This window comes from Saccharothrix sp. NRRL B-16348 (assembly GCF_001280085.1).
In the GTDB taxonomy this organism is placed as follows: Bacteria; Actinomycetota; Actinomycetes; order Mycobacteriales; family Pseudonocardiaceae; genus Actinosynnema.
Genome location: NZ_LGED01000253.1, coordinates 1 through 20980 on the forward strand (window position 1 = coordinate 1; position 20980 = coordinate 20980).

Sequence of the window (20980 nt, forward strand, 5' to 3'; positions counted from 1 at the left end):
GACTGGCCCGCCATCCGCGCCCAACACGTCTTCCACACCCTCGCCCACACCTACCAACAACCCGCACACACCATCGCCGAAACAGTCCTCCACACCATCTCGCTCGAAGGCTCGCCGACCGGCCCTTAGCCGCCGTACGTCGAGGAGATCAGCGAGCTCGTCGGGTGGTGCGCCCCGGCGGGCTTCATCGCCTGCTGAAGTGACCACGCGCGGCAACGGCCCGCGCGAGTCGCCCCGCGCGGGCCGTTGGGGGCGACCGGTCAGTCGCCGCTGGAGAAGGCCGCGTCGAAGGAGGCCGTCGGTGCGTCGAAGGCGTTGCGGCGCACGAACTCCAGCGCTTCGGGCGCGCCGGTGAGGCGGTCCATGCCGGCGTCTTCCCATTCGACGCTGATCGGGCCGGTGTAGCCGATGGTGTTGAGCATCCGGAACGACCGCTCCCACGGGACGTCGCCGCGTCCGGTGGAGACGAAGTCCCAGCCGCGGCGGGGGTCGGCCCAGGGCAGGTGGGAGCCGAGGCGGCCGTTGCGGCCGTCGCCGACCTGGCGGCGGGCGTCCTTGCAGTCGACGTGGTAGATGCGGTCGCGGAAGTCCCAGAGGAAGCCGACGGGGTCGAGGTCCTGCCACACGAAGTGCGACGGGTCCCAGTTGAGGCCGAACGCGGGTCGGTGCCCGATCGCCTCGAGCGTGCGGACGGTGGTCCAGTAGTCGTAGGCGATCTCGGAGGGGTGGACCTCGTGGGCGAAGCGGACGCCGACCTCGTCGAACACGTCGAGGATCGGGTTCCAGCGGTCGGCGAAGTCCTGGTAGCCGGCGTCGATCATCGACGGCGGCACGGGCGGGAACATCGCGACGGTCTTCCAGATGGAGGAGCCGGTGAACCCGACGACGGTGTCCGCGCCGAGCTTCGCGGCGGCCCTCGCGGTCACCTTCATCTCCTCGGCCGCACGCTGCCGCACGCCCTCCGGATCGCCGTCGCCCCAGATGCGGGAGGACAGGATGCCTTTGTGCCGCTCGTCGATCGGGTCGTCGCACACGGCCTGGCCGGTGAGGTGGTTGGAGATCGTCCACACCTTGAGGTTGTGCTTGGCGAGGATCGCGAGCCGGTCGGCGACGTAGTCGTCGTCCTCGGCGGCTCGCCACGGGTCGAGGTGGTCGCCCCAGCAGGCGATCTCCAGGCCGTCGTAGCCCCATTCGCCCGCCAGGCGGGCGACTTCCTCGAACGGCAGGTCGGCCCACTGGCCGGTGAACAGCGTGATCGGACGCGCCATCTCTCGTTCTCCTCTCAGACGTCTCGCCAGGTGCGGGACGCGGCGCTCGCCTCGACGGCGGCCAGGACGCGCTGCAACTGGAGCCCGTCGGCGAACGACGGGGCGGGATCGGTGCCGGCCGCCACGGCGCGGACGAAGTCGACGGCCTGGTGGGTGAACGCGTGCTCGTAGCCCAGACCGTGGCCGGCGGGCCACCAGGCGTCGACGTAGGGGTGCTGTGGCTCGGTGACGACGATGCGCCGGAAACCGGCGGTCGCGGCGTCCTCCGTGCCGTCGAAGAAGTGCAGGACGTTCATGTCCTCGAAGTCGAACGCCAGGCTGCCCGCCGAACCGTTGATCTCGATGCGGATCGCGTTCTTGCGACCGTTGGCGAACCGGGTCGCCTCGAACGAACCGAGCGCGCCACCGGTGAACCGGGCCAGGAACAACGCCGCGTCGTCCACGGTCACCGGCCCCGTCCGATCCGACACGGCCGTGCCCGACAACCCGGAGTGCTCGGCGGCCAACGGGCGCTCGGACACGAACGTCTCCAGCGTGCCGGACACCTCGCGGATGGTGTCACCGAGGATGAACTGGGTCGCGTCGACGATGTGCGCGCCGATGTCGCCCAGCGCACCGGAGCCCGCCTTCTCCTTGTCGAGCCGCCAGGACAGCGGCGCGGCCGGGTCCACGATCCAGTCCTGGAGGTACTGGGCGCGCACGTGGTGCACGCGACCCAACCGCCCCTGCGCCACGAGGTCACGGGCCAGTGAGATCGCGGGCACGCGCCGGTAGGTGAACCCCACCATGGCCCGCACGCCCTCCGCGGCGGCACGGGACGCCGCCCGCGCCATCGCCTCGGCTTCGGCGACGGTGTTGGCCATCGGCTTCTCGCACAGCACGTGCTTGCCCGCGGCCAGGGCCGCCACGGCGATCTCGGCGTGCGTGTCGCCGGGCGTGCAGATGTCCACCACCTGCACGTCGTCCCGGTCCAGCACGGCCTTCCAGTCGGTCACGGCCTCCGCCCAGCCCAGTCGCGCGGCGGCGGCCTCGGTGCGCGCCCGGTCCCGGCCGCAGACCACGGCCATGACCGGGCGCAGCGGCAGGTCGAAGAAGCGGGGCGCGACCCGCCACGCCTGGGAGTGCGCGGCTCCCATGAAGGCGTGGCCGATCATCGCGATACCCAGCGTCGCTGTCGTCAAAGCGGTGATCTCCTAGGACTCGAAGGCGGTGGGCAGGTAGCGGTCGACGTTGTCCTTCGTCACGACCGGTGCGAACAGCTCGACCTGACGGGGGACCTCCACCTCTACCAGGTCGCCGAGGCTCTTGCCCTGCACGGCGAGCCGCGCCAGGCGGATGCCGTCCGCGCCCTGGGTGGACGGGTAGACCACAGTCGCCTTGTGCAGGCCGTTGCCCGCCTTGATCTCCCGCATGACGTTGGCCGAGCCCGCGCCGCCGACCATGAAGAACTCGCTGCGACCGGAGTTCTTGATCGCCGCGGTGACGCCGACGCCCTGGTCGTCGTCGTGGTTCCACAGGGCGTCGATGCGCGGCGCGGCCTGGAGCAGGTTCGCCGCGGCACGTTCGCCGCTCTCCACGGTGAACTCGGCGGCGACGCGGTTGTTCACCTTCAGCCCGCAGTCGCCGAGGGCGTCGGCGAAGCCCTTGCTGCGGTCCTGCGTCAGGGGCAGGGAGTCGATGCCGGCGATCTCGGCGACCACGGCGTCGGACTTGCCCTTCAGCTGGTCGCAGACGTAGGTGCCGGCGGAGACGCCCATGCCGTAGTTGTCGCCCAGCACGGTCGAGCGCGCGGCGAACGGGCTGCCGAACTCGCGGTCCACGTTGATGACCGTGATGCCGGCCTTCATCGCCTTGAGCGCCACCGGGGTGAGCGCCGCGCCGTCGAACGGCAGCAGCACGATCGCGTCCACCTTGTCGTTGATGAACGTCTCGACCTGGCTGATCTGCAGGTTGACGTCGTTGGTGCCCTCCACCACCTTCAGCTCCACGTCGGAGTACTTCTCCGCCTCCGCCTTCGCGGCGTTGGTGATCGCGGCCATCCAGCCGTGGTCGGCGGCGGGCGCGGAGAAGCCGATGACGACCTTCTCGCCGGGCTCGTCGTTGGCGACGCGGGCGCCGCCCTGGTTGCCGGTCCCGGCCGCGGGCTCGGGGGTGTTGCCCGTGCAGGCGGTGAGGACGAGGCCGACCGACAGCGCGGCGACCAGACGGGTTGTTGCCTTGCGTGACATGGGATTGCTCCTCGAAATGGCGGCGTGGGTGTCGGGGTCAAGCACCGCTGCGGCGGGCCAACCGCTGCTGGAGGAGGACGGCGACCACGATGATCGCGCCCTTCGCGACGGCCTGGGCCGAGATGGACAGGTTGTTGAGGGTGAACACGTTCGACAGCGTGGTGAAGATCAGGACGCCGAACACGGTGCCCGCGATCGTGCCGCGACCACCGGACAGCAGCGTGCCGCCGATGACGACCGCGGCGATGGCGTCCAGTTCGTAGAGCCCACCGTGGGTGGAACTGCCGGTGGTGGTGCGGGCGACGAGCATCACCGCGGCGATCCCGCAGCACACACCCAGCAGCGTGTACAGCAGCACGGTGTGCCGCCGCACGTCGATACCGGCCAGCCGGGCGGCCTCGGGGTTCCCGCCCACGGCGAACGTCCGCCGGCCGAACGTGGTGCGGTTGAGCACCACCCAGCCCACGACCGCGACCAGCGCGAAGATCACCACCAGCACGGGCACGCCGAGCACCGAGGCGTCGAAGAACGCGGTGAAGCCCGGCACGTTCACGATCTGGGTCTTGCGGTTGGAGATGATCTCGGCCAGGCCGCGGGCGGCGGCGAGCATGGCCAGCGTCGCGATGAACGCCACGATCCGCCCGTAGGCGATGAGCACGCCGTTGATCACGCCGCAGCCGGCGCCCACGGCGAGCGCGGCGAACACGATGACGAGCCAGTGGGCGTCGTTGGCCATGGCCTGCGTGGCCAGGGTCGTGGCCCAGACGGAGGACAGCGCGACGATCGCGCCGACGGACAGGTCGATGCCGCCGCCGGTGATCACGAACGTCATGCCGACGCTGACCACGCCGATCACCGCCGCCAGGCGCAGGATGGTGAGCACGTTGTCCACGTCGGCGAACCGGTCGCCCGCGGTGATGACGCCGACCACGCACAGCAGCACGAGGGCGACCACGAGACCGGTGTTGCGGCCCGCGGCGGACCCGAGCAGCGCGCTGACGCCGCGCTGCGGTTGCTCGGCGGTCGGTGGCCTGACCGCGGTGGTGTTCTCGCTCATGCGGCGGTTCCTTCCATGACCAGGTCCAGGACCCGGGATTCGTCGATCTCGCGGGCCGGTCCCTCGTGGACCACCCGGCCTTCGCGCACCACCAGCACCCGGTCGGCCAGGCCGAGGACCTCCTCGACCTCGCTGGACACGACCACCACGGCCACGCCCCGGACGGACAGGTCGCGGATCAGCTCGTAGATCTCGCTGCGCGCGCCGACGTCCACGCCGCGGGTCGGCTCGTCGAGCAGCAGCACGCGGCACTCGCGCAACAGCCACCGGGCCAGCACGACCTTCTGCTGGTTGCCACCCGACAAGGTCCGCACGGCCCGGTCCACGCCCGGCGGGCGGACGTCCAGCGCCGTGGTCAGCTCCTGCGACCGCGCGCGCTCCGCGCCGTTGTCGAGGAAGCCGAAACGCGAGAACGCGGACAGGGTGGACACCGTGATGTTGCGGTACACGGCCTGGTCCAGCAGCAGCCCCTGGCTCTTGCGCTCCTCCGGGCACAGCCCGACACCGGCGCGCACGGCCGCGCCGACGTTGCCGCGCCGCAGCCGCTTGCCGTCCACCTCGACGGTGCCCGCGGTCGTCCGGCGCGCGCCGTAGACGGCTTCCAGGATCTCGGACCGCCCCGACCCGACGAGGCCGGCCAGCCCGACCACCTCCCCTGCGCGGACGGTGAAGTCCACGCCGGAGAACCGCTCCCCCGCGGCCAGCCCGCGCACCACCAGCACCTCGGGCGCGGCCGGGTCGACCGGGTCGCGCGGCGGGAACGCGTACTCCACGTCACGCCCGGTCATGAGCCTGATCAGGTCGGCGGTGCGGGTCTCGCGGGCGGGCAGGCCGGTGGCCACCGTGCGACCGTCCTTGAGCACGGTCACGCGGTCGCCGATCTCGCGGATCTCCTCCATCCGGTGCGAGATGTAGACGATCGCCACACCCTGCGCGGTCAACTCCCGGATGACCCGGAACAACGTCCGCACCTCGTCCTGGTCCAGCACCGCCGACGGCTCGTCCATGATCAGCAACCGGCCGTCGCGGGACAGGGCGCGGGCCATGCTCACGATCTGCTGGTTCGCCGCGGACAGCCGGCCGACGTCGCGGTCCGGCGGGATGTCCGGGTGGCCGAGCCGGTCGAGCAGCGCCTTGGTGCGGCGGTGTGCCTCGGCGCGGCGGGTGAAGCCGGCCTTGGACAGCTCGTGGCCGAGGAAGACGTTGTCCGCCACGGACAACCCGGCCACCAGGTCCAGCTCCTGGTAGATGGCGGCCACGCCGCTGCTCATCGCGGCGGTCGGGTTGTCGAACGACACGACCTCGCCCTGCCAGCGGATCTCGCCCTCGTCCGGTCGGTGCGCGCCGGCCAGCACCTTGATCAGCGTGGACTTGCCGGCGCCGTTCTGGCCGAGCAGGCAGTGCACCTCGCCGGCGCGCACGTCGAAGTCGACCCCGCCCAGGGCCGTCACGCCGGGGAAGCGCTTCACCACGCCCCGGACGGACAGCAGCGGCGCTGTCGTGGTGGTCATACGATTTCCTCCTGTGCCAAGGGCTTGTCGACCGGCTCGACGAGGACGGGGTCCCGGAAGACGCGGTCGAGGATCTGCGACGCGCCACCGCGCACCGGGCCGGTGAAGCCCAGGGACGAGAACACGACCCGCGTGCCGCCGATGTCCCGGGCGAACGCGTGGCCGCGCAGCTCGTCGCGCAGTGAACCGGCGAGCCACGGCCGCAGGGCGGCGAAGTAGCCGCCGAGGACCAGCAGGTGCGGGTTGAAGACGTTGACCAGGATGCCCGCGCCGACGGTGAGCCACCGGTCGACGTCGGCGATCGCGGCCAGCACCCGAGCGTCGCCCGCCGCGGCCCGGTCGCCGATCTCGGCGAGCCGCCGTTCCAGGTCCTGCGGCGGGCCGTCCTCCGGCGCGGCGGCGAGCAGCGCGTTGAGGCCGACGGCGGCCTCCCAGCAGCCCGTGCGGCCGCACCCGCACGGCGGTCCGTCCGCGCGGACGCGCATGTGCCCGACCTCGCCCGCGAACCCGTCCGCGCCGCGCAGCAGCCGCCCGCCCACCACGATGCCCCCGCCGACCCCGGCCGTGCCGGTGATCAGGACGAGGTCGCCGCCGCGGTCGAGGCCCTGTGCCTCCACCTCGGCCAGCGCCGCGAGGTTGGCCTCGTTGTCCAGCAGCACGGGGTACGGCGGCTCGCCGAGCAGCCTGGTGATCTCGGCGACCACCGGGACGTCGGTCCACCCCAGGTTGGGCGCCGCGCGCACCACCCCGGTGTCGACCTCGACCAGGCCGGGCACGGCGATGGCGACGCCCACCGGTCGGGCGGCGACGCCGACGAGCGCGGAGTCCAGCAGCCGACCCAGCCGGGCCAGCACCAGCGCCGGCTCCAAGGCGGCGGTGTCCAGCGCGACCCGCTGCCGCGCCACGACCTGACCGCGCAGGTTGAGCACGAGCACCGACAGGTAGCCGACGTTGACCTCGGCGCCGACCGCGACGACGTGCTCGCCGTCGAGCCGGATGATCTGGCCCGGCCGGCCGACGGTGGCCCGCTCGGTCTCGCCCTCCCCCACCAGGCCGCGGTCGACGAGCTCGGCGACCAGGCTGGACACGGTGGCCTTGTTGAGCCCCGTCTCCTCGGCGAGCCTCGCCCGTGACCGCGGCCCGTGGTCTCGCAGGTGGGACAGCACGACGGAGAGGTTGTGCCGGCGGACCGTGACCTGATCCGCGGTCGATCCGCCCGTGCGGGGGCGAGTCGGCCTGCTCTTCATGGCACTCCTCGGTGTCGGCCGGGTGGAGGGGGTGGTGCCCCCGCCGGCGGGGTGGGTCGAGCGGGTGAGGCCCGGGTGGGGCCTCACCCGTGACCGTCAGACGTGCTGCCAGCAGCCGTCGTCGGGACCAGGCCGCGGCGTGTACCTGCCGATGGCCTCGACGTTGCCCGCCAGGTCGGTGGACCGGTACTCCAGGTACTCCTTGCCGTTGGGCCTGATCCGGATCTCCTCGCCCCGGTGGACCTGCCACGTGCCGCCCGAGATGCGGTACTCGGTGCGGGCCACGCCCGACGTGGCGTCGGAGGCGGTGAGCTGGACGCGGGACGCGGTCTTGCCGCGCTTGGCCTTCGTGACCGGCGGCGCGGTGTCCACCTTCACGTCGACCGCCTGCTCGGCGGAGGTGTTGCCCGCCGCGTCGGTGGCCCGCACGGCGACGCGGTGGCGGCCGTCGCCCACGGACACGACGCCGGTGTAGGGCCGCCACGGGCCGCCGTCGATCCGGTGCTCCAGCACCGGGCCGCCGGAGGTGTCGTCGGCAGCCGTCGCGGACACCAGCGCCCGTTGCGTCCACCAGCCCTCGGCACCGGGGGCGTTGTCCGTCTTCACGGTGAGCCGCGGCGCGGTGCGGTCGATCCGCACGGTCGCCGACTTCTCCTCGGAGACGTTGCCCGCGGCGTCGGACGCGCGGAACGCGACCACCCGCTCGCCGTCCTCGGCGAACGACAGCGGCGCCGCGTACTCCGCCCACTCGCCCGTGCCGACCCGGTACTCGACGCGCACCGGCCCGTTGCCGTCGTCGGTCGCGGCGGCGGTGAGGGTCACCGGACCCGTCCACCACCCGCCCGCACCCGGCGACGCGGGGTCGGTGACCACGGACAGCACCGGAGCCGTCCGGTCGGTGGTCACCCGGAAGTGGTTGAACCGGGCGGGCTTCGCCGCGGTCTGGCCGCCGCCGAGGGCGAACAGGCCGATCCGCGCCCCGGCCAGGTTCTCGTTGACCACCGGTTCCAGCGACGTCCAGTCCTGCCCGTCCGCGCTGTAGGAGCCGGTGTAGGTGGAGCCGGACTTGGCCAGCCGCAGGTGCCACACGCCGCCGGTGAGGCCGTTGACGCCGGGCTGCGGGTCACCCACCACGTCGCCGCTCTCCGACCGCAGCTCCACGCCGCGCTGGACGGGGGTGCCCGCCTCGTTGGTGGCGATGTGGTCGAGCTTCACGTAGTTCGCGTCGTCGGCGTAGGCGATCAGCCCGGCCTGCTGGTAGCGCTCGTCGAACGCCGACGCGTCGACCTCCGTCTCGATCACCCAGTCGCCTTCGGGAGCGCGCTGGAGGATGAAGTTGGCCGGGTCGTCGGCCGAGCCGCCGTAGATGTCGCCGTCACTCGTGTCGATGCGCAGGCTGCCGTCGGACACGCCGTAGCCGGTCGGGTCGGGCCGGACCACGGCGTTCCAGCGGCACCCGTCGAGCGCGGGGCCGGCGAAGTCGTCGTCCGGCGCCACCGCCGCGGCGTCGTCGGGGGTGAGGGTGAACCAGTCGAACTCGGCGTCCACCACCGGCCGGTCGCCACCACCGCCCACGAGCGAGAGCAGGCCGATCCTCGGGTTCACCATGCCCGCCAGCGCCTTGGTCTGCGGCATGTCGGTGAACGTCTGCCCGTCCGCGCTGTAGGACGCGGTCAGGTTGCTGCCGTCGCTGGTGAACCTGACCCACACGGTGTCCGGGAAGTCCGCGCCCAGCGCCGCGGTGTTCGACTCGCCGACCTCGTTGGGCTGCGCGGCCTCCTCGCGGATGAACTGGAAGATCCGGCTCGCCGCGTCGTCGGTGTCCGACCGGGCCTGGAGCACCATCTTGGCGTAGTTGTCGTCGTCGCCGTAGATCACCAGACCGGCCTGCTGGTAGGCGCGCCGCACGGGCACGCGCACCTTGGCCGTGGCCTGGAACGGCCCGGACGGCAGGTCCTGGAGCACGATGTTGGGCGTGGTGTTGGTGGTGCCGTAGATGTCGGACGGCGTGGTCGGCAGCACCAGGCGGCCGTCGCGCACCGCCAGGTCCTGGTTCTCCCGCACCACGGTGCTCCACCGGTCCCGGTCGAGCGCGGTGCCGAGGAAGTCGTCCGAGCGGCCGGAGAAGCACGTGACGTCGGGCGCGCGGACCGAGATCGGGATGGTCTTCGTCCCGCTCGCGCCCCGCGCGTCGGTCGCGGTGACCTTGGCGTTGAACGTGCCCGGCGCGGTGTAGGTGTGGCTGACCGACGCGCCCGTGGCCGTGCCGCCGTCGCCGAACACCCACGTGTAGCTGATCGGGGTGTCGCCGTCCGGGTCGGTGGCCGACGCGGTGAAGTCGACTTTCAGGGGCGCGGTGCCGGTCGTGGTGGTGGCCGCGGCCTCGACCGCGGGCCGCTGGTTGTGCGTCACGCCGCGGCCGGCGAACTCCAGCCAGTTCACGTTGGCCAGGTAGCTGGTCGTCGTGCTGCCCTCCGGCCTGCGGGTGACGAAGTACAGCTCGGACCCGGCCGGGACGTCGTCGGCGAGGTCGGCGGTGACGGTCGTCCAGTTCTGCCAGCCGCCCGTGGCGGCGAAGGTCGCCGTGCCCGCGAGCGGGCCGTCCGGCGCGCCGACGCGCACCTCCATCCGGCCGCCCTCGGACCCCGAGGCCACCCGGAACCGCACCTCGTCGATGCCGTCGAGCGTGGCCGGGCTCAGCGAGAACCAGTCGCCGTCGGTGATGAAGCCGATGTTCTGGCCGCCGCCGGTGTCGGTGGTGGTCTCCTTCTCCACGCCCGCCGCGTCGTCGCCGACGCCGTCCGCGGTGCGGCCGGTCGCGGCGTGGTACTCGGCTTCCTTGTGCTTGGGCTGGAGCACCAGGATCGACTCGCCGGTCAGCGGGGACGCGTTGTCGCCGCCCTTGTCGGTGTACTTCGCGGTGAGGACGCCGAAGATGTCCGCGCCCACGTGGCCCTCGTCGCCCGACATCAGCGCCAGGCCCTCGCAGCCGCGGTACTGCTCGTAGCCGTGGGAGTGCTCGTCGTGGCCCAGGGCGGGCTGGACGATCACGTTCTGGCAGTCGACCGTGCCGTCCTCGGCGTCGGTGACCGTGACGCGGTAGGACACCTGGTCGCCGAAGTCGATGAAGCCGCCGTCGGCGGGCGCGGTCAACGTGATCACGGGAGGCGTGTTGCCGACGACGATGCGCACGTTGGCGACCGCGGACCGGCCGCCCTGGTCGGTGACGGTGAGCCGGGCGGTGTAGTCGCCGTTCGCGGTGTAGGTGTGGCCGGGCGCGGCTTCGGTGCTGTCGGTGGTGCCGTCGCCGTCGAAGTCCCACTCGAACGTCAGCTGGTCGCCGTCGGGGTCGCGCGACCCGGCCGAGTCGAACCGCACGGTCAGCGGCGCGTGCCCGGAGGTCTTGTCGGCCTTCGCGACCGCGACCGGCGCGCGGTCGCCGCGCACGTAGTCGATGCGGTAGACGCCGCTGTCGGCGTTGTTGCCGCCGAACCCGGAGCCCCATTCGATGATGTACAGCGAGCCGTCCGGGCCGAACTGCATGGCGTGCACCCGGTTGAAGCTCATGTCGGGCAGCATCCGGTTGATGTCGAACACGCTCGTGCCGTCCGGGGAGAGCTGCAACGAGAACAGCCTGCCGTCGTTCCAGTCACCCCACATCGCCTTGCCGTCCCAGTAGGCCGGCCACTTGCGCTCCGAGACCAGGTCCGGGTCGTACCGGTAGGTCCCGCCCGCCATCGGCGCGCCACCGCCGCCGATCTCCGGGGTGCCGGTGGAGGACTTGCCCTGCCAGATCGGCGTGCCGATCGCGGGGGGCAGCTGGGTGAGGCCGGTGTTGTTCGGCGAGTTGTTCACCGGGTTGGCGCAGTCGAACTGCGCGCCGGAGGCGCCGGCGGCGAAGTCGTAGTCGACGTACGGGGTGTTGGCGCCGACGCAGTAGGGCCAGCCGTAGAAGCCCGGCCGGTCCACGACGTTCCACTCGACGCGGCCGTCCGGACCGCGCTGGGCGTTGCTCTGACCCGCGTCGGGGCCGTAGTCGGCGACCTGGAGCTTGTTGGTCTTCGGGTCCAGGCCGATGCGGAACGGGTTGCGGAAGCCCATGGCGAAGATCTCGGGCCGGGTCTTGGCCGTGCCGGCCGGGAACATGTTGCCCGGCGGGACGGTGTAGGTGCCGTCGGCCTGCGGGGTGATGCGCAGGATCTTGCCGTTGAGGTTGTCGCTGTTGGCCGCGGAGCGCTGCGAGTCCCAGGCGGCACGGCCGGCGCGCTCGTCGAGCGGCGAGTAGCCGTCGGAGGCGAACGGGTTCGTGTTGTCGCCGGTGGTGATGTAGAGGTTGCCGTCGTTGTCGAACTCCAGCGCACCGCCGGCGTGGCAGCACTGCTCGCGCTGGGTCGTGACGGTCAGCACGACCTTCTCGCTGCCGGGCACGATCACGTCGCCTTGCAGCGTGAACCGGGAAACCCGGTCGACGGCCTCGGCGCCCGCGGGCGAGTAGTACAGGTAGAGCTGGTTGTTGGTGGCGAAGTCGGGGTCCAGGGCGATGCCGAGGAGGCCGAACTCCTGCCCGGTGTAGACGTTCAGCGTGCCCGCGGTGACGACCGCGCCGTCGCGCCGGACGACGCGGATCGCGCCGTTGCGGTCGATGTAGAACACGCGGCCGTCGTCGGCGATCGCGAGTTCCATCGGGTTCGCGGTGGTGTCGTCGAGGGTGACCTTCTCGAACGCGTTGGTCCGGGTGGCCGAGCAGTCGGCGTCCACGGCGCCCGCCGCGGTCCGGATGCCCTTGTGCAGGTGCTCCAGGAACGCCGGTTCGGCGAAGGACTCGTCGGCGTGGCCCAGGCCCGTGTACCAGGAGCGGCCGCCGTCGTAGTCCTGGCACCAGGTGATCGGGTGGCTCGTCCCCATCGTGCCGCCGCTGTAGCTGGTCTCGTCCAGCTCGGCCAGCACGTGCACCTTCGGCGTCGGGTCGGCGCGGAAGTTGTACCACTCGTCGAGGCGCCGCCACGACTGCGGCAGGTGCGCCGTGGACGGGTGCGCCGGGTCGGTGACCTTGATGGTCGCCTCCTGCGGCGCGGGGTGGTTGGCGAAGTACGCGCCCACCAGGTCGCCGTACCAGGCCCAGTCGTACTCGGTGTCGGAGGCGGCGTGCACGCCCGCGAACCCGCCGCCGGCCTTGATGTAGCGCTCGAACGCGGCCTGCTGGGTGGCGTCGAGGACGTCGCCGGTGGTAGAGAGGAAGACCACGGCCTCGTACTGGGCGAGGTTCGCGTCGGTGAACGCCGCGGCGTCCTCGGTGGCGTCCACCGTGAAGCCGTGGTCGGTGCCGAGCTGTTCGATGGCGGCGATGCCCGCGGGGATCGACGGGTGGCGGAAGCCGGCGGTCTTGCTGAAGACGAGGGTCTTGAACGTCTCGTCGCCGTGGCCCGGGTGCGCCTGGGCCGGTGGTGCCGCGCTGAGCAGAGGACCGAGTAACGCCGCCACGACCGCGACGGTCGACCACCGTCTCCGACCGCGTCTGGATGAGCTCACCATTGAGACCTCCAACCCGAAAAGCGCGTTGTGCCGCTGATCACGGGATTCGTCTGTTGGGTCAACAAACTAATGACGCGTTTTCCGCAGGGTCAAGGTCGCCGCGTGTCCACAACTTGCCAATCCCCCACCTGGCAAGGAACCTCGATTACCGCATCCGGCGGATTTACTCCGCCGCCCCGGCGCAGGACACTGCGCGCGCGGGAAGGCCCCGCGCACCGCTCGCGACGAACTCCGCCCGAACTGTCCACTGTGGACGCCCGATGCGGCGTCGGGTCCCCCGCTTCCGCACCCCCGGGCCCGGCATCCGGCCGAACGTCCACCCGCCGCCCGATCGCCAATGCGATCGATGAGTATGACTCATTCTGCGGTGCGCGCCGACCTCGAACAGACCGCCGTCGGCCGCGGCGCGGACCGCGCGGACGACCGGATCGTGAAGTCAAACCTGGTCTTCCCTTGACTTCAGCCGCATGTGACCGCTGTCATTGTGTGCCGGGAGCGGTCGGCACACATCGACCGAACCCGGGCGCAAGTCGGGCACAACCCGTCCGACCGCGCCGCGAAGAGTCGAACCCATCCGTGATTGATCGATCCACCCTCGGACGGCACCGACGGGTGCCACGACGCAGTGGACGACCACTCCGACCACCGGTGAGGTGTACCCCGACCATGTGCCGATCGACGACCTCGTCCGCCCGGGAATCCGACGCTCGCGGGTCCACTCGCCATGACCACGCTTGAGCCGGCGGGATCGCTCATGTCGTCCGTCGCGGAGGACGTGGCCGCGGCGGAGCCCGAACCCACGGCCGCGACCCGGGACCTGCTGCGGCTGATGCGCACGGGGGCGATCGACGAGACCATCGCACGGGAACTGGGGGTCAGCCTCCGCACCGTGCACCGCCGGATCACGCGCCTGCAGACGTTGCTGGGCGCGCGTTCGCGCTTCCAGTTGGGCGTGATCGCCTGCGAACAGGGTTGGGTGTGACCCTTCCGCCGACCGCGCCGGCCCGACACCTGTCCGGCCGATTGTGCCGCCGGCCGCCCACCGCGTACGGTCCGACGGGAAGATCGAACCGGTTCGACACTCAGGTCCTTCGAGACGTCCGACGCCGTCCGCAGTCCTCGACGAGGTACGGCGGCGCGTCCGACCGGGATGAGGAGCACGCATGGCTCGGGTGCTGGTCTTGACCGCCGACGCCGCCGAGGAACTCGATTCGATGTACCCCGTCTTCCGCCTGCGCGAGGGTGGTCACGAGGCCGTCGTGGCCGCTCCGACCACGCGCGCGGTCAAGCTGGTGGTGCACGACTTCGAGCCCGGGTGGGACGCCTACACCGAGAAGCCCGGCCACCTGCTGCCGGTGGACCTGGCGTTCGGCGACGTCGACCCCGAGGAGTACGACGGGCTGGTGATCCCGGGCGGCCGGGCGCCGGAGTACATCCGGACGAGCCCCGACGTGGCGCGCATCGTCCACCACTTCTTCGACCGCGGACTGCCCGTCGGCACGATCTGCCACGGCCCGCAGGTGCCCGCCGCCCTGGGGCTGCTGCGGGGCCGCAGGACCGCGGCCTTCCCGCCGTTGCGGACGGACGTGGAGCTGGCCGGCGGGACGTTCGTCGACGAGCCGGATGTCGTCGACGGCGCGATGGTCTCCTGCCGCGGCTGGCCCGACCTCCCGCTCTGGTCGCGCGCGTTCATGAGCGTGCTGGAGAAGTCGCAGGTGCCCGCCTGACGGGTCGGAGCACCCGCGTTCGGCCGCGCGTCACTTCGTGATGCGTGCCCCGATGCCGTCGAGGACGAAGTCGAGGCCGGTCCGGAAGGTCTCGTCGGCGTCCAGGTGAGGGCCGTCGCGCACGACCGCGGCCAGCGCGGGGAACCGGCCGGTGGCGAAGGTCCGCTCCAGGTAGGGCCCGAAGGCGACCTGCCACTGCTCCTGGTCCATGCCGGAGGCCCGCTCGGCGCGCCGCTCGGTGATCTCCCGCCGCACCGCGCCGATCACGTACGCGTTGACGGCGGCGACCGCCGGCACGACGGTGTCCAGGTCGACGCCGGCCATCGCGGCCAGCACGGCCTCGCCACCGGCCAGCGTGTTCGGCCCGAGCTGGGGCCGCCCGCCGATCAGGTCGGCGAGCCACTCGTGCCTGCGGGCGGCCTGCCGGGTGGTGTCGGCGAGGGAGCGCAGCACCTCCCGCCACCCGTCGCCGGTCGGCCGGATCTCCGCGTGGACCGCGTCGACCATCAGGTCGAGCAGCTCCTCCTTGGTGTCGATGTAGCCGTAGAGCCGCATCGGCCCGACGTCCAGCGCCGCGGCGACCTTGCGCAGCGACACGGCGTCCAGACCGTCCGCGTCGGCGAGTCCGATCGCCGCCCGGACGATCCGCTCCCGGCTCAGCGGCGCCGGCGTCGGCCGGTCCGGCGGCTCCGGCCGCTCCCACACCAACATGACGACGACAATACAGCGTTGGGCGGTGATACAGTGTATTGACCGATACGGTGAATCGAGGCTGATCGTGACCATCGCGATCGTCGGAGCCGGCCTGGGCGGCTTGGCCCTTGCGCGGGTGCTGCACGTGCACGGCATCGACGCCGTCGTGCACGAACGTGAACCGTCACGCGACGCGCGTGGTCAGGGCGGCATGCTCGACATCCACTCCGGCCAGTGGGCGTTGCGCGAGGCCGGCCTGATCGACCGGTTCCACGCGATCGCCCGTGGCGAGGGCCAGGACATGCGCCTGCTGGAGCCGGACGGCACCCTCCTGCTCCAGGAGGACACCCCCGAGGACGCCCCGCTCGACCGGCCCGAGGTCGACCGCGCCGATCTGCGCGACCTGCTGCTGGACTCCCTCCCCGACGGCGTGGTCCGCTGGGGGCGCGCGTTCGAGTCCGCCGACGACGGCGTCCTGCGCTTCGCCGACGGCGGCAGCGCGACGTACGACCTGCTGGTCGGCGCGGACGGCGCGAACTCACGGGTCCGCGCGCTGGTCACCGACGCACGGCCGACGCACATCGGCCAGCACGTCGTCGAGGTCGGCATCCCCGACGTCGACCGCACCCACCCCGACCTCGCGGCGATGGTCGGGCGCGGCAACTACTGGGTGCTCGGCGACGGGATCTCGCTGGCGGCGCAGCGCAACGGCGACGGCCGCGTGCGGATCGGCGTCAGCTTCTACCGCACCCCCGAGGACTGGTTCGCCACCAGCGGGATCCCGTTCGACGACCCGCCCGCCGCCCGCGCCCGGCTGATCGAACTGCTCCCCGGCTGGCACCCGCGGTTCACCGCGCTGATCGCGGCCTGCGACGACGCGGTCGTGCCGCGGTCGATCACCACTCTCCCGGTCGGCCTGACCTGGCCGTCGACGCCGGACGTCACGCTGGTCGGCGATGCCGCCCACCTGATGCCGCCGGTGGGCGAGGGCGCCAACATGGCGTTGCTCGACGGCGCCGTGCTCGGTCTCGCGCTGGCCGCGCACCCGGACGACTTCCCCACCGCCGTCAAGGACTACGAACGCGAGATGTTCGAACGCACCGGCGCTGCCGCCCGGATGTCCGCGGACCTGCAGGAACTGCTGATGTCGCCGAACGCCGCCCGGAGCATGCTCGCGTTCTTCCAACCCGGCTGAGCCCTCCCCGTCGCGGGACGGGGAGGGCTCGGCGGGATCAGGCGACGCCGAAGGAGTACGTGGCGTCGTAGGTGCTGACGGTCCCGTCGGGCCGGACCGCGTAGACGCTCAGGCTGTACCAGCCGGGAGCCGGCGGCGCCCAGGTGATCGTCGCGGTGCCGTCGGGACCGGCGGCGACCTCCGTGTGCGGCTCAGTCCAGTCGAAGGAGTACCGGTACGCGGCGACTTCCGACCAGGTGGGCGGCGGCGTGAAGGTGAAGGTGCCCGCCACGCCCGCCCCGCCGTGCGGTTCGCCGTCCGAGGGGTAGACCTCCGAGGTGACGCCCGGCCACTTCGGGAAGTCCAGCGACCAGGACCCCTCGTCGGACGTCCAGCCGTTGTCGCTGCGGCTGCGCACGGTCACCCGGTGGCCGTTCTCCCGGTCGGCGCGGAACGTGACGGTCGCCGTGCCGTCCGGGCCGGCCTGGACGACGCGCTGCTCCTGCCCGTCGAGCTGGTAGGTGAAGTCGACCGTGCGGGCGGCGACGTCCGCGTGCGGCGTGAACTTCAGCGTCACGTCCTGGTCGAAGCGGGGCGGCCCGCCGACGACGGACACCGCGGGAGAGCTGCCGGGCACGTAGATCCGGAAGGAGACCGGCTCCGACCTGCGACCCGCGGCGTCGACGGTCCGCACGGCCAGCCTGATCGGTCCCGAGCCGGGCGGGGTGAGGTTCGCGGTGGCCGTGCCGCCGGGCCGGTCGGCCCGCACGGTGTTCCGGCCGGTGAACGGGTCGGCGCAGATCAGCCGGTTCAGCTCGCCGTACGTGCAGCCGGGCACGGAGAACTGGCCCCAGGTCCACTCGAAGCCGGCGACGTCCGGGTCGCCCCCGCCGTCGAACGTGAACACGCCCGGCTCCCCCACCGGCGCCCACCCGGACTCGTCGAGCGGGTAGTTGGCCGAGGTCACCGCGGGCGCGGGCGGGTTGACGGCGTCGGCGGTGAAGTGGCACGGCCCGGACCACGCCGAGGTGTCGACGCCGTCCGCGACGCGGGCCTGCCACGAGTAGGCGCGCCCGTCGGCGAACAGGGCCGCCGGGTACTGCACCCGTGCCACCCGGTCGGTGTCGGCGTACTGCACGCGCTGCTCGGTCCGCGCCGCCGGGTCGTCCTGCGGCCACAGCGCGAAGTCGACGGTGAGCCCGCTGCCCTCCTGGTCGCCGGGGTCGGGGTCGGCGGGCAGGGCTTCGAGGGCGACGAAGTGCTGGTTCACCCTCGGGTACGGCGCGGTGGTGGCGCACGCCAGGCCACCGTTGTAGCGGTGCTGGTCCACAATGGACGGAGCCCGGTTGTGCCGCAGGGTCAGCGCCGCCCGGTAGTAGCCGTCGAGCGTGCGGCCGTAGGTCACGTCGCGCTCGAACTGCCGGGGCACCTTGACCTCCAGCGTGATCCTGGACTTGCCCCGGCTCAACGCGTCCCGCACGACCGTCACCACGTCGAACGAGAGGTGGCCGACGCACAGGCTGGTGTTGGTGTAGTCGGCCACCCACCGCTTGCGCTCCGGGGCGTTCGCCCACGTCGGGTCCGCGGTGACGGTCTTCGTCTCCCACACCTCGATCGAGCGCTTGGCGCAGTCGGCCACCGCGGTCTCCCGCAGGTGCAGGGTCGCGGCGCTGATGCCGGCGTCGGCGAACCCGGTGACGTCGAACGTCAGGTAGACGCGTGACACGTGCAGCCGGTCGTCCTGCTTCGACGCGCCCAGCGGCGCGTCCTGGCCGGTCCAGGCGAACGCGGTGTGCGGTGCGGCGGAGTCCGTGTGGGAAGCCAGCACGGGGCGGAGCTCGCTGTAGTGCGGTGCGGCGGTCGCGGTGCCCGGCAGCGCCGTGATCGCGACGGCGACGGCCCCGCAGAGCGCGAGCAGGGATCTTCGTGTCGACATGGTTCCCCCCTTGTCGTGGTGCGGCCGGCCTCGCTCGGGCCGACCGCAGGTCATCCTGGCGCATGCCGCCGCTCCGGCCACGCCGATTTCGCCGATCCGACCGACGAAGCGGGCGAGACCGACCCGCGCCGTGATCATGGTGGTGGGCAAAGCGGTTGGCAGCCGGTCGCCGAGCGCGGATGATCGGTGTGTGTCCAGGGGTGGGGGGATGCATGGTCGTGTTCGCGTGCGCGCGGTGTGACGCCGTGCTGACCGTTCCCGTGTCGCAGGTCGCGCTGCCCGACCACGCCCACCAGCTGTACGGCCATGAGCTGCTGCCCGTGCTCATGGAACCCGGGACGTACGCCGTGGACCCGGAGCCGTTCGGCCCACCGTGGCGGCAGTGGGACGAGATCGGGCCGGACGAAGCCGAAGCCCGTGGTGTGTTCGCGCCCGTGTACGCCGTGTCCTTCGGCGAGCCGGGGGCGATCGTCGTCGCGCCGGGCGACGTCCGCGGCACCGTCCTGATCCCCGAGCGGTGCGAAGGCTACTGCCTCGGGCTGGACGGGAGGGACGGCCCGAACCTGGCGTGCGCGCGGTGCGGGCTGGAGGTGGCGACCCGCGTCGACGACTGCTCGTTGTGGCAGGCGGTGTGGCTCGCCCCGCGGGCCGTGCGCCGCCTGCCCGGCGCCGGGCCCGCTCGCCCGGTGGTCGGCTGGGAGGCGCTGGTGGACGAGTGGGTGGACACCCCGGCGCTCTGGCCGGCCGAGGCGTGGGGCCCGTGGTGGGAGGCGGCGATCGGAGTGGCCCTGGCCCACCTGCTGGCGGCGTCGGCGGGCGCGCCGCTGGCGCTTCCCGACGGGCCGGTCGCGGTCGCGTTCGAACGCGCGCTCGAGGCGCTGCTCCCGCCGGGGCCGCCGGTGAAGCAGGTGGCGTTGGCGGGACCGGGCCTGCCCGCCGTCGATCCCGACATCGCCGTGGTTCCCCGACATCCGGGGACGGGGCGGGTGTGGCAGCAGCCCGGCGGTGCGGACATCGTGCCGCTGGCCGCCGACGTGTGGCTGCACCTGGCGTTCCACCAGGAACCGCCACCCTTCCCCGTGACCGGCGGGATGCCCGCCGGTGTGCTCCGCGACGACCCGCTGCCACCGCCACCGCCGCTGCGGCGGCACTTCCGGCCCGACCGGGCGGTGTTCCTCCGCACGCTGACGCGGCTGCCCGCCGTCCGCCAGTCGTGGCTGCGCAGGATCTACGACGCGGCGCAGGAACGCCGGTTCTAGCGCGTCGGCACGGTCGTGAGCCCGAATCCGCTCGCCTCACGCCCGTCCGCGACCCACAATGACGTCGATGCGCCGTGCCCCTGCCGACACCCTCGCCGGAATGCTCCACCGCGGTCACGGCCGGGGAGCGGTGCTCGCGACCACCGCTCCGGACGCCGCCGACCTGGTGCGGGATTGCGTCGCCCACGACTACCGCTGGGACTGGCAGGTCGACGACCGCACGGTGTACCTGGCGCGGCTGGTGCGCGATCTCGCCCTGCCGCTGGACCCGATCACCGCGCTGCTGCACGACAGCGAGGACGACCAGACGGCCCTCACCCTGGCGTCCCTGCTGGTGACCTTGGGCGTCGCCGGTGCGCGTGAGGCGGTCACCGCCGTCCGTGCCTACGTCCGCGACGGCCCGCACTGGCTCGACGTGCTCGAAACCGCCGCCGCCGACTGGCCCCGCGCCTGGTGGGACGACCTCGCCGACACCGCGCGGCGGCGGCTGACCCCGGACGACCGCGAGAGCCTGCTCTGGCGTGACCGGCCGTGGTCGACCTGGGCGCGGGAGCACGACTGGGCCACCCGGCCCGTGACCGACCGCCCCGCCGGACCTCACCCGCACCGCGACCGCCCCACCTCGGAGCTGCTCGCCCTGCTCCGCGACCGCGACGTGCCGCAGGGGGTGAAGACGCAGGTGCTGTTCGAGCTGGCCCGACGCGACCCGGAACCCGCCCTGCTGGACCTGGCGGAGCACCTCGTCCGGGACACCCCGGTGCGCGGACCCGTGCCCGGACTCCGCCGGGCCCTCGCACCGCTGGGACCACGGGCCGCGGACCACGCGCGCCGCTGGTCGGTGGACCCCGACCACCCCCCCCGCCTGGATCGCGACGGACGTGCTCGCCGCGCACGGTGATCACCGGGACGTCCCGCTGATGGTGTCCGTCCTGGAACGCCCACCGGACGAGGGCTGGTGCGGCTACGACGTGGCGGCCAACGGCTTGGCCCGACTGGCGCGTTCGACGGCGGACCACCACGCGGCACAGCGGGCCGTCTCCGCCTTGGCACGGCTGTGGTCGGACACCCCGCACTCCTACGAACGGGCCGCCTACCTCGGCGCGCTGGTGGCGCTCAGCACCACGCCACCAGACCACCTGCTGGCCGAAGGTCTGTGGGACTGCGAGGAACACGTCCGGGCGTTCGCCGCCGCACGCGCGCCGCTCACCCGGGAAACCCGGGCACGCCTGCGCTACCTGGCCGACGACCCGATCGAAACCCCGACCGTGCGCGCCGCGGCCGCCGCCCGCCTGGCCTGAGCGCCTCGGACGTCGGGCTACGAGGTGGCCTCCCCGTGCCACGGCTCTGT

The 20980-nt window shown here is 72.6% G+C and carries 15 protein-coding genes; 6 read left to right on the top strand and 9 right to left on the bottom strand.

The window, feature by feature from the left end; all coding sequences use genetic code 11:
• Window positions 1-260 precede the first annotated feature (260 nt).
• The 7 genes from ADK67_RS41385 to ADK67_RS48425 form a co-directional block, all read right to left on the bottom strand.
• Entirely contained in the window at window positions 261-1268 is a 1008-nt protein-coding gene (locus ADK67_RS41385) for a sugar phosphate isomerase/epimerase family protein (RefSeq protein ID WP_053722066.1), read from the bottom strand.
• A 14-nt stretch (window positions 1269-1282) separates the two neighbouring features.
• Window positions 1283-2422, bottom strand: coding sequence for a Gfo/Idh/MocA family protein (locus ADK67_RS41390; protein ID WP_053722067.1), 1140 nt, complete (start codon window positions 2420-2422; stop codon window positions 1283-1285).
• A gap of 39 nt (window positions 2423-2461) precedes the next feature.
• On the bottom strand, window positions 2462-3496 hold the full coding sequence (locus ADK67_RS41395) for a substrate-binding domain-containing protein (protein ID WP_053722068.1): 1035 nt from the start codon (window positions 3494-3496) through the stop codon (window positions 2462-2464).
• Between the two features lie 37 nt (window positions 3497-3533).
• A complete protein-coding gene (locus tag ADK67_RS41400; RefSeq protein ID WP_053722069.1) occupies window positions 3534-4553 on the bottom strand; it encodes an ABC transporter permease in 1020 nt (339 codons plus the stop codon).
• A complete protein-coding gene (locus ADK67_RS41405; protein ID WP_053722070.1) occupies window positions 4550-6064 on the bottom strand; it encodes a sugar ABC transporter ATP-binding protein in 1515 nt (504 codons plus the stop codon). The genes ADK67_RS41400 and ADK67_RS41405 overlap by 4 nt, the downstream gene beginning before the upstream one ends.
• A complete protein-coding gene (locus ADK67_RS41410) occupies window positions 6061-7311 on the bottom strand; it encodes an ROK family transcriptional regulator (protein ID WP_053722071.1) in 1251 nt (416 codons plus the stop codon). Before ADK67_RS41410 ends, ADK67_RS41405 begins: the two co-directional genes overlap by 4 nt.
• 96 nt (window positions 7312-7407) lie before the next feature.
• Entirely contained in the window at window positions 7408-12792 is a 5385-nt protein-coding gene (locus tag ADK67_RS48425) for a ThuA domain-containing protein (protein WP_063797903.1), read from the bottom strand.
• A gap of 775 nt (window positions 12793-13567) precedes the next feature.
• Here ADK67_RS48425 and ADK67_RS41420 point away from each other — a divergent pair.
• The gene (locus ADK67_RS41420) at window positions 13568-13825 is read left to right on the top strand and encodes a LuxR C-terminal-related transcriptional regulator (RefSeq protein ID WP_082404601.1); all 258 of its coding nucleotides are present in this window, start codon (window positions 13568-13570) and stop codon (window positions 13823-13825) included.
• A gap of 181 nt (window positions 13826-14006) precedes the next feature.
• Window positions 14007-14570 carry a DJ-1/PfpI family protein gene (locus ADK67_RS41425; RefSeq protein WP_053722073.1) on the top strand — a complete coding sequence of 188 codons (564 nt, stop codon included), beginning with the start codon at window positions 14007-14009 and terminating at the stop codon, window positions 14568-14570.
• 30 nt (window positions 14571-14600) lie between these two features.
• On the opposite strand, the gene ADK67_RS41430 is transcribed toward ADK67_RS41425, so the two are convergent.
• Complete coding sequence (locus ADK67_RS41430) at window positions 14601-15281, bottom strand: TetR/AcrR family transcriptional regulator (RefSeq protein WP_053722074.1); 681 nt, start codon at window positions 15279-15281, stop codon at window positions 14601-14603.
• Between the two features lie 67 nt (window positions 15282-15348).
• On the opposite strand from ADK67_RS41430, the gene ADK67_RS41435 reads away from it, so the two are divergent.
• A complete protein-coding gene (locus ADK67_RS41435; protein ID WP_053722075.1) occupies window positions 15349-16458 on the top strand; it encodes an FAD-dependent oxidoreductase in 1110 nt (369 codons plus the stop codon).
• Between the two features lie 37 nt (window positions 16459-16495).
• Here ADK67_RS41435 and ADK67_RS41440 read toward each other — a convergent pair whose 3' ends face one another.
• Window positions 16496-18373, bottom strand: a complete 1878-nt coding sequence (locus ADK67_RS41440; protein ID WP_157621483.1) for a CBM96 family carbohydrate-binding protein — start codon at window positions 18371-18373, stop codon at window positions 16496-16498.
• Between the two features lie 212 nt (window positions 18374-18585).
• Here ADK67_RS41440 and ADK67_RS41445 point away from each other — a divergent pair, with 212 nt between their 5' ends.
• The 3 genes from ADK67_RS41445 (at window position 18586) to ADK67_RS50000 (ending at window position 20930) form a co-directional block, all read left to right on the top strand.
• Entirely contained in the window at window positions 18586-19632 is a 1047-nt protein-coding gene (locus ADK67_RS41445; RefSeq protein WP_053722077.1) for a hypothetical protein, read from the top strand.
• Window positions 19633-19699: 67 nt separating this feature from the next.
• Window positions 19700-20530: a hypothetical protein gene (locus ADK67_RS54915; RefSeq protein WP_157621485.1), complete on the top strand. Its 831-nt coding sequence runs from the start codon at window positions 19700-19702 to the stop codon at window positions 20528-20530.
• Window positions 20511-20930 (top strand): hypothetical protein, encoded by a 420-nt coding sequence (locus tag ADK67_RS50000; RefSeq protein WP_053722079.1) that lies wholly within the window; start codon window positions 20511-20513, stop codon window positions 20928-20930. Before ADK67_RS54915 ends, ADK67_RS50000 begins: the two co-directional genes overlap by 20 nt.
• Window positions 20931-20980 lie beyond the last annotated feature (50 nt).

Bases quoted from the DNA above. Each gene is read 5' to 3' on its own strand.
- ADK67_RS41385 (WP_053722066.1), bottom strand. From the start codon at position 1,268: ATGGCGCGTCCGATCACGCTGTTCACCGGCCAGTGGGCCGACCTGCCG.
- ADK67_RS41440 (WP_157621483.1), bottom strand. From the start codon at position 18,373: ATGTCGACACGAAGATCCCTGCTCGCGCTCTGCGGGGCCGTCGCCGTC.
- ADK67_RS41410 (WP_053722071.1), bottom strand. From the start codon at position 7,311: ATGAAGAGCAGGCCGACTCGCCCCCGCACGGGCGGATCGACCGCGGAT.
- ADK67_RS54915 (WP_157621485.1), top strand. From the start codon at position 19,700: ATGCGCCGTGCCCCTGCCGACACCCTCGCCGGAATGCTCCACCGCGGT.
- ADK67_RS41400 (WP_053722069.1), bottom strand. From the start codon at position 4,553: ATGAGCGAGAACACCACCGCGGTCAGGCCACCGACCGCCGAGCAACCG.
- ADK67_RS41430 (WP_053722074.1), bottom strand. From the start codon at position 15,281: ATGTTGGTGTGGGAGCGGCCGGAGCCGCCGGACCGGCCGACGCCGGCG.
- ADK67_RS41405 (WP_053722070.1), bottom strand. From the start codon at position 6,064: ATGACCACCACGACAGCGCCGCTGCTGTCCGTCCGGGGCGTGGTGAAG.
- ADK67_RS41425 (WP_053722073.1), top strand. From the start codon at position 14,007: ATGGCTCGGGTGCTGGTCTTGACCGCCGACGCCGCCGAGGAACTCGAT.
- ADK67_RS41420 (WP_082404601.1), top strand. From the start codon at position 13,568: ATGACCACGCTTGAGCCGGCGGGATCGCTCATGTCGTCCGTCGCGGAG.
- ADK67_RS41390 (WP_053722067.1), bottom strand. From the start codon at position 2,422: ATGATCGGCCACGCCTTCATGGGAGCCGCGCACTCCCAGGCGTGGCGG.
- ADK67_RS41395 (WP_053722068.1), bottom strand. From the start codon at position 3,496: ATGTCACGCAAGGCAACAACCCGTCTGGTCGCCGCGCTGTCGGTCGGC.
- ADK67_RS41445 (WP_053722077.1), top strand. From the start codon at position 18,586: ATGGTCGTGTTCGCGTGCGCGCGGTGTGACGCCGTGCTGACCGTTCCC.